We start from the raw sequence: 12093 nt of genomic DNA, 5'->3' as shown, positions 1-12093 counted from the left end.
TGACTGCGCGGGAGCCTGGACATGGAATGCAAGGTGAGCTGGATGGGGCCTGACGGCATGGCGTTCGCCGCCGAGACCGGCAGTGGGCATCTGGCCATGATGGATGGCGCCCCCGAGGGCGGCGGCCGCAATCTGGCCCCGCGGCCGATGGAAATGGTTCTGCTCGGCACGGGCGGCTGCACGGCCTATGACGTCGTCATGATCCTGAAAAAGAGCCGTCAGGAGATCGCCGGATGCTCGGTGACGCTGAAGGCGGAGCGTGCGAGCGTCGATCCGAAGGTCTTCACGAGCATTCACTTCCACTTCACGGTGACGGGGAAGAATCTGAACCCGGCCACGGTCGAGCGGGCCATCAACCTGTCGCACGACAAGTATTGCTCGGCGTCGAACATGCTCGCCAAGACGGCCGAATTGACGCACTCCTTCGAGATTGTGGAGCAGTAAGGACGATCGCGTCATTTCGCCTTATTGAGCGGCGCGCGAATGCGCTGAGCTCGGCGAAGCTGAAATCATGGTCGAGGCAGGCATTCCGGGCGTCCTCGTGACTTCGCCCGTCGTCGGCAAGAACAAGATGCGCCGGCTCATTCGCAGCGCGCGTACGCCGGGCCCGGGCAGTTGATGGTAGTCGCCGACCATCCCGACAACGTCGACGCACTTGCCGCAGCCGCGGTGGAACTGGGCCGTACGGTCGCGAACATCGTGGAGGAAATCGAATGCGCGGGCCTCGCGGTCGAGATCGTGACAGGCGTCGGCACGGGCTTCATCAAGCTCTGATCGGGATGTGCCCCAAGGGTCACGGAGCCCCCCAGCCCCCAGTCAAAGACAAGTGTCACCGTTCCGCGCGGCGTGCGCCGTCAGCGGCACCACATTGCATTGGCATAGGAAGTCTCTCAGGAAATGTTGTTATTGGTAAGCCCGCACGGGACTTGCCGCATTTTACACGCGGGCTTTTCATCCGCGGCATCAGAGGAGGTCCAAGTGACCGTCGGGACTTACATCCGCAGGATGGTGCTCACTCTGGCGTAAAAGAAAAAGGCGGCACCCTGACAACGGGTGCCGCCCTTCGCGTCGATCGGCAAAGTAAGCCGGTAAGCCGGATTCTGTGCACGCGCGACGCGCCTTGCGGCGCGTCACACGCGTGGCAGTCATTCCTCTAGGCGCGCCATTGCTGACGCGCTCGAGCTTCCTACCCGCAGGCGAGACGGGGGCCCCGCTTGCATCCGAGGATGCGTGCCTGCCTATTTGGAATTGCTCCGGGTGGAGGTTACCGTGCCGGACTGCGTCGCCGCAGCCGCGGTGCGCTCTTACCGCACCGTTTCACCCTTACCTGATCCCGGCTTTCGCCGGGCCATCGGCGGTTTGCTTTCTGTTGCCCTGTTCCGCGTGTCGCCACGGATGGCCGTTAGCCATCACCCTGCCCTATGGAGTCCGGACTTTCCTCGCCCGTCGACGGCTTACGCCGGAAACGGCCGCGACTGCCTAGCCTGCTTTGCAACCGGGAAGTTTAGCACGCGCGGGACTGCCGCTCCGCGCGACGCCCGCGGCGAAATACGCGCTCATCGTCGTAAAACGCCGGCTCCGCATTGGCCGGCCACCACCCCGGCACACCAAGGACCGGTAGCGGAGCGAACATGCGGCTGGAAAGCGGCGCCTCCACGAGCGCATCGGCAACCGTCGCGTCGAGCCACTCGGTCTGCCGCGCCGCGGTCCACGAAAAATAGGCCTCGGGAGCGTCGACGATCCAGGCGTGAGCCGTACACGCCTTGTAGGGCGCGATCAGTTTTTCCTGCAGCGCATGGCCAAAGAGGCGCACCGCGCATCGCTGGCCCCATGCCGTACGATCGGTCACGAACAGCCGCCGCCAATCGAATCCGGTGAGCGCATCCCGAAGCTCGGCGTCGGCCGCGACGAACAGCGCGGCGTTCTCGTCGAAAAGCGTCAGTGCGTCGCGTTCCGCCCCGCGCCTCGCACTCACGCCGTCGCGCGCAATGATCCGCGCCTGCCGCGCGTTGAGCGTGGCCTTCACGCGCGGATAGGTGAACCACATCAGTGCATTGAAGAAGTCGTGCAGATTCTCCCGCGTCGGTACGCGGCCGGTCGCGGCGATATGCGCTTCGTACGCACTTCCCGGCGGCAAATCCGCCTGAGCGATGAACGTGAGCGCCTCGCCCCGTCCCGTTCGATGGCCGGCTGCGGCGGCGTCTTGCTGTAGCGCCGCGAGATAGGCTTCCGGGCGCTCGATCGCCATGCGCTGCCAACGCGCGCCGCGTTCGGCGCACGGCGCAAGCCAGGGCGCCGCCCAGTCGATGCGATCGAAACCCGCGAACGCGGGCGCGCTCGGGGCGACGCCGTTCGCAAGCAGGCTCATCCCGGGATCATCGGCGAGTCGTCATTCGAGCGCCGGCCCACCTCAGGCAAGCCGCCAGCCGATTTCCTCGCCGCCGCGCAACGGCACGACGGAAGCGTCGCCCGCATCGAATTCGGCCGGCAACGCCCACCGCTCGCGCGTGAGCGTTACTTTTGCGGTGTTGCGCGGCAGACCGTAGAAGTCGGCGCCGAAAAAGCTTGCGAACCCCTCGAGCTTATCGAGCGCGTCCGCCTGCTCGAACGCCTCGGCGTAGAGCTCGAGCGCGTGCAACGCGGTGTAGCAGCCGGCGCAGCCGCAAGCATGTTCCTTCGCCCCCTTCGCATGGGGGGCGCTGTCGGTCCCGAGAAAAAACCGCGGATTGCCCGACGTCGCCGCGGCCACGAGGGCACGACGGTGGGTTTCGCGCTTGAGCACAGGCAGGCAGTAATAATGCGGCCGGATGCCACCTTGAAAAATGGCGTTGCGGTTGTAAAGCAGGTGGTGAGCCGTGATCGTAGCGCCAAGCTGGCCGTCGGCCGCACCGTCGTCGCGCACGTAATCGGCGGCATCCTGGGTCGTGATGTGTTCGAACACCACTTTGAGCGCGGGAAAATCGCGCCGCAGCGGGATCATGACGCGATCGATGAACACCTTTTCCCGATCGAACAGGTCGATCGACGGATCGGTCACCTCGCCATGCACGAGCAGCGGCATGCCGAGTTCCTGCATCGCTTCGAGCGTTTTTGCGCACTTGCCCAGATCGGTGACGCCAGCGTCCGAATTGGTCGTCGCCCCTGCGGGATAAAGCTTCACGCCGTGCACGAAACCGCTTTCCCTGGCCCGCCGGATTTCGTCTGCTGGCGTGTTGTCGGTCAGATACAGCGTCATCAGCGGTTCGAAGGCGGCGCCTTCGGGCAGCGCACCCAGGATGCGCTCGCGATAACTGCGCGCGGCCTCGGTCGTCGTCACCGGGGGCTTCAGGTTCGGCATGACGATGGCCCGGCCGAACTGGCGCGCGGTATGCGGCAGCACCGCGGCAAGCATCGCGCCGTCACGCAGATGCAGATGCCAGTCGTCGGGGCGGGCAAAGGTCAACGAGTCGGGCAAGGAATTCGAAGAGACAGTCATGGCAGCGGCAGAACGGAAAACAGGAGAAAAGCGGCGCCCCTCGAGGGGCGGCCAAGAGCAACAATGGGCATATCGACACCCGCACGAACGTGGAAAAACCGCAACGCCGGGCCGCGCCAGGCCACTGATTTAGCTTTTTTCGGTCAGCGGCTCGGTATATGCTTCAAACAATATATTGTAGCGGGTCCGTCAAACGGCTCGCCCGTACCGCACGCCCTCGTACCATGTGCCAACTTCTTGGAATGAACTGCGCCGCGCCGACGGACGTCACGTTCTCCTTCACCGGCTTCGCGGCGCGTGGCGGCGTCACCGACCATCATGCCGACGGCTGGGGCATCGCGTTTTTCGAGGACAAGGCCTGCCGACTTTTCATCGATCATCAATCGTCGGCCACCTCGCCGATCGCCGAGATGGTCAAGCGATATCCGATCAAATCGAAAAACACGATCGCCCATATCCGCAAAGCCACGCAAGGGCACATCCTGCTCGAAAACTGTCACCCTTTCATGCGTGAACTCTGGGGGCGGCATTGGATATTCGCGCACAACGGCGATCTTGCGGGCTATCGGCCGACGCTGACAGGTGTCTATCAGCCGGTAGGTACGACCGATAGCGAACTCGCCTTTTGCGCGATCATGCAGGGCCTGCGTCAGGCATTTCCATGCGCGCAGCCACCGTTGCACGATCTGTTCGCGGCGCTCACCGCGCTCACCCGCGAAGTCACGAATTACGGCGTGTTCAATTTCCTGATGTCGAACGGGCAGGCGCTGTTCGCTCACTGCTCGACGCACCTGCATTACCTCGTGCGCCGCTGGCCGTTCTCGACGGCGCATCTCATCGACGCCGATATGTCGATCGACTTCGCGCAATACACGACGCCGGAAGACCGCGTCGCGGTGATCGCGACTCAGCCGCTGACGGACAACGAGATTTGGACGGCGTTCGAGCCGGGCGATCTGCTGATGTTCCAGGATGGCGATGTAGCCGCGCGGGCCCATATCCCGGTGCCGCCGTCAGTGCTCGAAAAAGCACGCAACCCCGCGTGCGATCCCACTGCTCCGAGTGCGAGGATCGCTGCCGCGGGCGGCGATCTGGCCGCCGAAGCGGACGACATCGCCGCGTACGAGTCGTAACGGCTAGCGGTCAATGCAGAATCTTCGCGAGAAAGTCCTTCGCGCGATCCGATTTCGGATTCGCGAAGAAATCCTCCTTGCGATCGTCCTCGACTATCGCGCCCCGATCCATGAAGATCACGCGGTGCGCGACTTTCTTCGCAAATCCCATTTCGTGCGTCACGCACATCATGGTCATGCCTTCGCGCGCGAGCTCGACCATCACGTCGAGCACCTCGTTGATCATTTCGGGGTCAAGCGCCGAAGTCGGCTCGTCGAACAGCATGGCGACGGGATCCATCGACAACGCTCGCGCGATCGCCACACGCTGCTGCTGACCGCCCGAGAGCTGGCCAGGGTACTTGTCGGCGTGTGCCTGCAGGCCGACGCGATCGAGCAGCTTCAGGCCCTTCACCCTCGCCTCGTCCTTCGATCGGCCGAGCACCTTCATTTGCGCAAGCGTCAGATTCTCGGTGATCGACAGATGCGGGAAGAGCTCGAAATGCTGAAACACCATGCCGACCTTGGCGCGGAGCTTCGAGAGGTTCGTGCCCTTGTCGTTCAGCGACTGCCCGTTGACGACGATATCGCCCTGCTGAAACGGCTCGAGGCCATTGACCGTCTTGATGAGCGTCGATTTTCCCGAGCCCGACGGCCCGCATACGACCACAACCTCGCCTTTTTTCACTTCGGTCGTGCAATCGGTGAGCACCTGGAATTGCCCGTACCACTTCGAAACGTTCTTGATCGAAATCATCTTGCGACCTTTTTACGGAGTACTTTGACCAGGCTCGACGCCAGCGTACAAATTACGAAATAAACCGCGCCCGCGAACAGTACCATCTCGACCATCGTGCCGTCGCGATCGCCGATGTTGGTAGCCGTGCGGAAAAAGTCCGCGAGGCTGATCACATACACGAGCGACGTGTCCTGAAAGAGCACGATCGCCTGCGTGAGCAGCAGCGGCACCATCGCGCGAAACGCCTGCGGCAGGATGATGTAGCGCATCGACTGCCCGTAAGTCATGCCGAGCGCGAACGATGCGTTGACCTGCCCGCGTGAGACCGACTGAATCCCGGCACGGATGATTTCCGAGTAGTAGGCGGCCTCGAACAGGGAGAACGCCACCATGGCCGAGGCGAGCCGAATGTCGATGTTGGCCGACAGCCCGAGCACGCTTTGGAGGAACTGCGGCACGATCAGGAAGAACCACAGCAGCACCATGACGAGCGGAATCGAACGGAATACCGTCACATAGCCCCTCGCGAACCAGCCGAGCGGGGCGACGCCCGACAGGCGCATCAGCGCGAGCACGGTGCCCCACACGATGCCGACGACAATCGCAAGCACCGTGATCTCGAGCGTGACGATGGCCCCGCTCCACAGCGTCGGCAACGCCCCCGCTATGCTGCTCCAATCGAATTGATGCATCACTTGCCTCCGATATAGCCGGGCAGGCGGCTCTTATGTTCGATGAAGCGCATGATGCCCATGACGACCAGGTTGATGACGACATAAGCGAGCGTGACCGCGATGAACGACTCGTAGGTCTGTGCCGTATAGTCGACGAGTTGCCGGGCTTGCGCCGAGAGATCGAGCAGGCCGATCGTCGAGGCCACGGCCGAGTTCTTGAAGACATTGAGGAACTCGGAGGTCAACGGCGGCACGATGATCCGGTAGGCCACCGGCAACAGCACGTAACGGTACGTCTGCCATTGCGTGAGCCCGAGCGCGAGACCCGCGGCACGCTGCCCGCGCGGCAACGCCTCGATGCCGGATCGAACCTGCTCGCACACGCGCGCGGAGGTGAACAAGCCGAGACAGATGATGGACGACGAAAAGAATTGCGCGCTGGGCGGCAACTGTTTGAACCACGTGCCGATCGAAACGGGCAACAACTCGGGAACGACGAGATACCAGATAAAAAACTGGACGATGAGCGGGACGTTACGGAAGACCGCGACATAGCCGGTCGCGAAACCCGATAGCGGACGGTTAGGCACCGTGCGCAACACACCGACGATCGAACCGACGATGAGGGCGATCACCCAGGCGGACAGCGACACGGTCACCGTCACGCGCATGCCGGAAAGCAGCCACCCGAGATAGGTCGTCGGTTCGCCGGTCGACACGGGCTGAAGCAAAACGCCCCAGTTCCAGTGATAGGACATGATGAGACTCCAACGAAAAGAACGGAAGGAGCGAGGCCCCTTCCGTTCGATTCAACTTCCAACCGATGCGGATGTGCCGATCAATCGATCGCTTTGTCGTTCGGGTTCTTGAACAGCGCCTTCATGTCCTCGCTTTCCGGGAAGTTCAGATTGAGCCCCTTCGGCGGAATCGGCGATTCGAACCACTTCTTGTAGCTCTTGTCCGCCTCGCCCGATGTTTCGAACTTGGCGATCGCATCGTCGACGACCTTCTTGAATGCCGGATCGTCCTTGCGCATCATGCAGCCATACGCTTCACGCGACTGCGGCGTGCCGACGATCACCCACTCGCCCGGATTGTGCGCTTTGGCGCGCTCGCCCGCGAGCAGCGCATCGTCCATCATGAACGCGACGGCACGGCCCGATTCCAGCGTATGGAACGAATCGCCATGATCCTTCGCGCTGATGATGTTCATCCCCATGTTCTTGTCCTGATTCATCTTGCGCAGCAGACGCTCGGACGTGGTACCAGCCGTCGTCACGACGGTTTTGCCCTTCAGATCGTCGAAATCCTTGATGCCCGAATCCTTTTTCGTCATGAGCCGCGTGCCGATCACGAAGAACGTATCCGAGAAGGCGGCTTGCTGCTGACGCTCCTTGTTGTTCGTCGTCGAGCCGCATTCGATATCGACGGTGCCGTTCTGCACGAGCGGAATACGGTTTTGCGAGGTGACCGGGATATTCTTCACCTGCAGGTTCGGCATGTTGAGCTTCTTTTTGACCGCATCGACGACCGCCATCTGAACGTCGCGCGCGTAGCCTACGACGTCTTGCTTCTCGTCGTAGTAGGAAAACGGAATCGACGATTCGCGGTGGCCGAGCGCGATAACGCCCGTGTCCTTGATTTTTTTCAGCGTGCCCGAGTCTTGCGCGAACGCGCTGCCTGCGACGAGGGTGCATACGGCGGCAAACAATACAGCTGTCTTCTTGATCTTCATTGTGGCGATCTCCTTTGGCCTGAACCGGCGCCAGTGTATCAAGTTACCTTTTTGAAAGCATCGGATTTGCGCAAATGCCTTTTCGCACGGCGAGTCTCGTGCCCGCTTGGACGAGGAAACGGGCGACACCGATCGATGTCGCCCGCGTCGAGGTGCCGGCAGCGCCGCCTCGTGCGCGGCATGCCGGACAACAGGGGAAAAGCTTCCCGGGATAACCGGTATCAGGGGTAAAGCCCGCGCATTTCACGCGCCATCAGGATGCGCTTGCACGCCACGATGAACGCCGCGGTGCGCATCGAAACCTTGTTTTCGCTCGCCACCTGCCAGACGGCGTTGAACGCCTCGCGCATGACGCGCTCGAGGCGCTGGTTGATCTCGTCTTCGGTCCAGAAAAAGCTCGAGAAATCCTGCACCCATTCGAAGTACGACACGGTCACGCCGCCGGCGTTGGCCACGACATCAGGGATGACCAGCACGCCCTTGTCGTGGAGGATGTCGTCCGCCGCGGTCGTCGTCGGACCGTTCGCACCTTCGACGACGATCTTCGTCTTGATCCTGGCCGCGTTTTTCTCGGTGATCTGGTTTTCGAGCGCGGCAGGGATCAGGATATCGGTCTCGATCGTCCAGAATTCGTCGCTGCTGACCGGGTCCGCACCCGTGAAGCCGCCGACGCCGCCGGTTTTCGCCACATGCTCGAGCAGCGCGACTGTATCGATACCGCTCGCCCGATGCAGCGCGCCAGTGTGATCCTGCACCGAAATTACCTTGGCGCCGGCTTCCTGGAACAGGCGCGCCGCGATGCCGCCCACGTTGCCGAAGCCCTGCACGGCCACGCGCGCGCCTTCGATGCTCAAGCCCACCCGGCGCGCGGCTTCCGTACCCACCACGAACACGCCGCGCCCGGTCGCTTCGCGGCGGCCCAGCGAGCCGCCCAGCGTGATCGGTTTGCCCGTCACGACGCCAGTGGCCGTTTGGCCCTGGTTCATCGAGTACGTGTCCATCATCCACGCCATGATCTGCTCGTTCGTATTGACGTCCGGCGCGGGGATATCGGTATTCGGCCCGATGATGATGCCGATCTCGCTCGTGTAGCGACGCGTGACCCGCTCGAGTTCGCCGCGCGAAAGCTTGCGCGGATCGACGCGGATGCCGCCTTTCGCGCCGCCGTAGGGAACGTTCACGGCTGCGTTCTTCACCGACATCCAGGCGGACAGCGCCATGACTTCCGAGAGCGTGACATCCTGGTGATAGCGCACGCCGCCCTTCCCCGGGCCGCGCGAGACATTGTGTTGAACGCGATAGCCTTCGAAATGCGCGACGGTGCCGTTGTCGAGCTCGATCGGCACATCGACGATCAAGATGCGCTTGGGGCGCTTGAGGGTTTCGATCCAGCGGGAAAGCGAGCCGAGATACGGCGCGACGCGGTCGACCTGACGCAGGTAATTGCCCCAGGGACCCAGATCATCAGCATGCAGATACGAAGGGATGGATTGCGTAAGTGCGTCTGACGGCAGTGGCGATGACATGAAGACTCCAACGGTCACGGAATGAGCGCCATTGTCGGAAAACCGCTTTTTGAAATCCAATGCCGTATGGTCATTGCGTTATGTGTTTTTTGCATAACGTCTGCACTGCGCGTCGCCACCTTTATCGCCGCGTTCTCAGACACGGCGGTGCGGATTCCAGGCGCATTCTTCGCTGCAGCCGACGCCTCGACGCGTCGTCGCTGCTAAAAAGCAAGCCAATGAACAGATCGAGGAGCGGCCATGACGACTACCAACGGTCCGGGCGGAGGCCAGTGGATTCCCCCGACAACGCCACCGGGATATCCGCAACCAGGCGGCACCTTCCCGAGCCCGCCGAATGCGCCACCGCCGCCGCCCGCCTATATGCCGGGACAGCCGCAGTGGGGCAGCGTCGGAGCCGGACTTCGCGAGATCGCCGCGACGCTGGGATCGAAAACTCGACAGGCGACGCGAGACGCGGGCAACCGCATAAGGCAATCCGGGCTCAGCATCAATAGTCCGGAAAGAGCGGTTGTTTCCGGAAAGAATGTGCGGGAGGTCGCAAATAAGGCCGGGATCTTTCATCCGTTCGAACGTTACGACCTCGAACTCCATTCGGTGGAGGGACCGGCTGGGCAAGCGGCGTATGCAAGCGGGGCCAACGTCGTCCAGGTCATCAGCCGGTTCGGAATCGAGCATCCGGTCAATATCCAAAAGCTGCTGGCCAAAGCTGCCCAAGGCCTCATTTTCACTCATGGCATGTCGATCGCGGACACGGACGATCATCTGCGGCGAGCGTTGCAAACAGCGGGATATCCAGACGAGAGGATTGCCGCATTGATGCCCGACATCGAACAGGCGGCGCTTCGGGGGCCGGCACGCTGGGCACTCGAGAGGGGCGTTTCCCCGGGTGAAATTGCGCGGCGAATGGGTGTCGGCGCCGACGGCGAAAGGTGGCTCCGGGCGCGGGCAGCGGCGCGCGAAATCGAAACGAGCAGCAATTTCTCGGAAGGGAACATTCAACTCATCTCAAGCAAGCATCGCGTAGCGGGCGCCGCTGTCATGACCGAACTGAGCCATTCCGCAGTCGAACGAGGGTACCCGATCGGCGACGTCCTCTCAGTGCTTCGGCTTCCCGATACCGACCGTGCGCGGCTGGAGGCTTATGCGGTGGAAAATGGGCCGGCGGGCCACGAAGTGCGCAGCGGAGCGAACCTGCTGTACGTCTCGCAACGTTACGACATTCGCATTATGGACGAGACAGGGCGCATCGCGGATCAAAGCGGGCTTGTGGCCGCCGCAATGAACGGCCCGGTACGTCATGAGCTCAGGCAGAAGCTCAGTCAGCCTGAGACGCATATGGCGATCGCCGGAAAATTCGGTTTGCCACCGGCTGCGGTCATGCACTGCGTCATGCAATTGGCTGTTGCGCGCGACCTGGCACGGCCCGATCGATTCATGGTTCCCGAGGATGCCCGGCGCGATCTGAACGAGATCTGCGCCCGGGGTCCCATTATCTGGTACGCGCAGCGACACGGCGTTCCATTGAACGTAGCCGCCGGGGCATACGGCTTGACCCCCACGGACATACTGCCGCTTCCCCGCAACGGCCTGTGACGCGCATCAAGTCCCGAGCGACCTCGGGGGGGTACTTGCTTGTGCCTCCAACTCGTTCGCCACGACATCCCATAACCGCCGCACGAGCGCATGGCGCGGATCCTCGCCGGCAACGGCAAGCTTGTCACGGTAAAGGCGGATCTCCATCGTCAGGGTGAAACGGTCCGCCGCCACGCCGCGCGCCGGGCGATCGAGCCGCACCAGCGCGCCCGCCGCCACGGCGTCCTCCACTGCGCTATGCGGCAGGAACGCGACGCCGTGTCCGGCGATGGCCATGGCCTTCAGCGCTTCGGCCATGTCCGTCTCATAGATGCGGTCCAGATAAAGCCGCTCCGGTGCCTTGGCGACAATCACCTCTGTCATCCGCCCCAGATACGCGTTCTGCGTATAGGACAGGTAAGGCACCGGCGTCTCGGGTGTGCCGGGCAACTGGTACCGGGGACGGCCCGCGCGCACCGGCGCCGAGAACGGGCTGATCGGCTCAAAGCCGAGCGTCAGCATGTCGTAGCGGCCCGGATCGAGCGCGACAGGATGGCTCGGATGGTGATAGCCCATGACGAGATCGCACCCGCCTTCGACGAGCGACAGCACGGCATCATGCACGTTCAGCGCCCGCAGCCGCGTATGCACCGGCCCCATGCGGGCCTCGATACGCTGCAGCCAATGCGGGAAATAGGTGAGCGACAGCGTGTGCGGCACGGCGAATTCGATCGTCGCCGCCGGAGCGCCTATATGCCCGCGCAGCACGATTCTCGCTTCGTGCATCTGCGAAAGCATCGCGAGCGCCTGCTCGTAGAACACCTCGCCGGCCTGCGTGAGTCGCGTCGGATAGACCGAGCGGTCGATGAGCTCAGTGCCGAGCCACGCCTCGAGCGCCTGGATGCGCCGCGAAAACGCAGGCTGCGTCACATGCCGCAGCTCGGCCGAGCGGCTGAAGCTGCGCGTCTCCGCCAACGAGACGAAATCCTCGAGCCATTTCAATTCCATACGAGCATCGGGCAAACACCGCCGCGGCGGCAACGCCTCGCATTGTACTGGCGCCGGTATCCGCTCCGTCGCGCCCCTGCCCCTGGGAGCTGCCGATTTGTGTAGAAGATTGGCGCGGCGCACCATCGGGGCGCGCGCCACGCACGGGTGCAGTGCCGATTGCGCACGCCAGGTGCGCATGGCTGGGGCCGCGCACCAGTGCAGCCGAGGTGCGCCGTTGCGCCTGCGTCCCGCCCTGCGTTCGCACCG

Annotated in this window: 13 protein-coding genes and 1 other RNA gene; 5 read left to right on the top strand and 9 right to left on the bottom strand. The window is 63.0% G+C overall.

Annotated elements, in window-relative coordinates:
• Positions 1–21 precede the first annotated feature (21 nt).
• The gene (locus ACR9ZC_RS09970; protein WP_481580151.1) at positions 22–444 is read left to right on the top strand and encodes an OsmC family protein; all 423 of its coding nucleotides are present in this window, start codon (positions 22–24) and stop codon (positions 442–444) included.
• A gap of 174 nt (positions 445–618) precedes the next feature.
• Positions 619–774, top strand: a complete 156-nt coding sequence (locus ACR9ZC_RS09965; protein ID WP_481580150.1) for a hypothetical protein — start codon at positions 619–621, stop codon at positions 772–774.
• Between the two features lie 299 nt (positions 775–1073).
• Here ACR9ZC_RS09965 and rnpB read toward each other — a convergent pair.
• The 3 genes from rnpB to pyrC all read right to left on the bottom strand — a co-directional run bounded on the left by rnpB (position 1074) and on the right by pyrC (position 3475).
• Positions 1074–1491, bottom strand: an RNA gene (gene rnpB / locus ACR9ZC_RS09960) — RNase P RNA component class A.
• A 13-nt stretch (positions 1492–1504) separates the two neighbouring features.
• The gene (locus tag ACR9ZC_RS09955) at positions 1505–2368 is read right to left on the bottom strand and encodes a DUF3025 domain-containing protein (protein WP_481580149.1); all 864 of its coding nucleotides are present in this window, start codon (positions 2366–2368) and stop codon (positions 1505–1507) included.
• A gap of 42 nt (positions 2369–2410) precedes the next feature.
• The gene (gene pyrC / locus ACR9ZC_RS09950; protein ID WP_481580148.1) at positions 2411–3475 is read right to left on the bottom strand and encodes a dihydroorotase; all 1065 of its coding nucleotides are present in this window, start codon (positions 3473–3475) and stop codon (positions 2411–2413) included.
• Positions 3476–3699: 224 nt separating this feature from the next.
• On the opposite strand from pyrC, the gene ACR9ZC_RS09945 reads away from it, so the two are divergent.
• The gene (locus ACR9ZC_RS09945) at positions 3700–4608 is read left to right on the top strand and encodes a class II glutamine amidotransferase (RefSeq protein ID WP_481580147.1); all 909 of its coding nucleotides are present in this window, start codon (positions 3700–3702) and stop codon (positions 4606–4608) included.
• A 10-nt stretch (positions 4609–4618) separates the two neighbouring features.
• On the opposite strand, the gene ACR9ZC_RS09940 is transcribed toward ACR9ZC_RS09945, so the two are convergent.
• From ACR9ZC_RS09940 to ACR9ZC_RS09920, 5 genes are all read right to left on the bottom strand, one after another.
• Entirely contained in the window at positions 4619–5344 is a 726-nt protein-coding gene (locus tag ACR9ZC_RS09940) for an amino acid ABC transporter ATP-binding protein (protein WP_173255283.1), read from the bottom strand.
• Positions 5341–6018: a glutamate/aspartate ABC transporter permease GltK gene (gene gltK / locus ACR9ZC_RS09935; RefSeq protein ID WP_173255284.1), complete on the bottom strand. Its 678-nt coding sequence runs from the start codon at positions 6016–6018 to the stop codon at positions 5341–5343. Before gltK ends, ACR9ZC_RS09940 begins: the two co-directional genes overlap by 4 nt.
• On the bottom strand, positions 6018–6758 hold the full coding sequence (locus ACR9ZC_RS09930) for an amino acid ABC transporter permease (protein ID WP_331568708.1): 741 nt from the start codon (positions 6756–6758) through the stop codon (positions 6018–6020). The genes gltK and ACR9ZC_RS09930 overlap by 1 nt, the downstream gene beginning before the upstream one ends.
• A gap of 80 nt (positions 6759–6838) precedes the next feature.
• Positions 6839–7735 carry a glutamate/aspartate ABC transporter substrate-binding protein gene (locus ACR9ZC_RS09925; protein ID WP_331568709.1) on the bottom strand — a complete coding sequence of 299 codons (897 nt, stop codon included), beginning with the start codon at positions 7733–7735 and terminating at the stop codon, positions 6839–6841.
• A 221-nt stretch (positions 7736–7956) separates the two neighbouring features.
• Positions 7957–9261 (bottom strand): Glu/Leu/Phe/Val family dehydrogenase, encoded by a 1305-nt coding sequence (locus tag ACR9ZC_RS09920; protein WP_331568710.1) that lies wholly within the window; start codon positions 9259–9261, stop codon positions 7957–7959.
• A 21-nt stretch (positions 9262–9282) separates the two neighbouring features.
• Here ACR9ZC_RS09920 and ACR9ZC_RS09915 point away from each other — a divergent pair, with 21 nt between their 5' ends.
• Both ACR9ZC_RS09915 and ACR9ZC_RS09910 read left to right on the top strand, forming a co-directional pair.
• Positions 9283–9468 (top strand): hypothetical protein, encoded by a 186-nt coding sequence (locus ACR9ZC_RS09915; RefSeq protein WP_481580146.1) that lies wholly within the window; start codon positions 9283–9285, stop codon positions 9466–9468.
• 699 nt (positions 9469–10167) lie between these two features.
• On the top strand, positions 10168–10857 hold the full coding sequence (locus tag ACR9ZC_RS09910; protein WP_481580145.1) for a hypothetical protein: 690 nt from the start codon (positions 10168–10170) through the stop codon (positions 10855–10857).
• Positions 10858–10863: 6 nt separating this feature from the next.
• On the opposite strand, the gene ACR9ZC_RS09905 is transcribed toward ACR9ZC_RS09910, so the two are convergent.
• Complete coding sequence (locus ACR9ZC_RS09905) at positions 10864–11844, bottom strand: LysR family transcriptional regulator (protein WP_481580144.1); 981 nt, start codon at positions 11842–11844, stop codon at positions 10864–10866.
• Positions 11845–12093 lie beyond the last annotated feature (249 nt).

It is taken from the genome of Trinickia sp. HAY1-2D (assembly GCF_056754935.1).
Note: the sequence above shows the minus strand (reverse complement) of the source record. Positions and strands in the feature narration are given on the sequence as shown.

Excerpts from the sequence above, each read along its gene's own strand:
- ACR9ZC_RS09925 (WP_331568709.1), bottom strand. The coding sequence starts at position 7,735 with ATGAAGATCAAGAAGACAGCTGTATTGTTTGCCGCCGTATGCACCCTC.
- ACR9ZC_RS09920 (WP_331568710.1), bottom strand. The coding sequence starts at position 9,261 with ATGTCATCGCCACTGCCGTCAGACGCACTTACGCAATCCATCCCTTCG.
- ACR9ZC_RS09905 (WP_481580144.1), bottom strand. The coding sequence starts at position 11,844 with ATGGAATTGAAATGGCTCGAGGATTTCGTCTCGTTGGCGGAGACGCGC.
- ACR9ZC_RS09965 (WP_481580150.1), top strand. The coding sequence starts at position 619 with ATGGTAGTCGCCGACCATCCCGACAACGTCGACGCACTTGCCGCAGCC.
- pyrC (WP_481580148.1), bottom strand. The coding sequence starts at position 3,475 with ATGACTGTCTCTTCGAATTCCTTGCCCGACTCGTTGACCTTTGCCCGC.
- ACR9ZC_RS09945 (WP_481580147.1), top strand. The coding sequence starts at position 3,700 with ATGTGCCAACTTCTTGGAATGAACTGCGCCGCGCCGACGGACGTCACG.
- gltK (WP_173255284.1), bottom strand. The coding sequence starts at position 6,018 with ATGCATCAATTCGATTGGAGCAGCATAGCGGGGGCGTTGCCGACGCTG.
- ACR9ZC_RS09970 (WP_481580151.1), top strand. The coding sequence starts at position 22 with ATGGAATGCAAGGTGAGCTGGATGGGGCCTGACGGCATGGCGTTCGCC.
- ACR9ZC_RS09915 (WP_481580146.1), top strand. The coding sequence starts at position 9,283 with ATGAGCGCCATTGTCGGAAAACCGCTTTTTGAAATCCAATGCCGTATG.
- ACR9ZC_RS09930 (WP_331568708.1), bottom strand. The coding sequence starts at position 6,758 with ATGTCCTATCACTGGAACTGGGGCGTTTTGCTTCAGCCCGTGTCGACC.
- ACR9ZC_RS09910 (WP_481580145.1), top strand. The coding sequence starts at position 10,168 with ATGGGTGTCGGCGCCGACGGCGAAAGGTGGCTCCGGGCGCGGGCAGCG.
- ACR9ZC_RS09940 (WP_173255283.1), bottom strand. The coding sequence starts at position 5,344 with ATGATTTCGATCAAGAACGTTTCGAAGTGGTACGGGCAATTCCAGGTG.
- ACR9ZC_RS09955 (WP_481580149.1), bottom strand. The coding sequence starts at position 2,368 with ATGAGCCTGCTTGCGAACGGCGTCGCCCCGAGCGCGCCCGCGTTCGCG.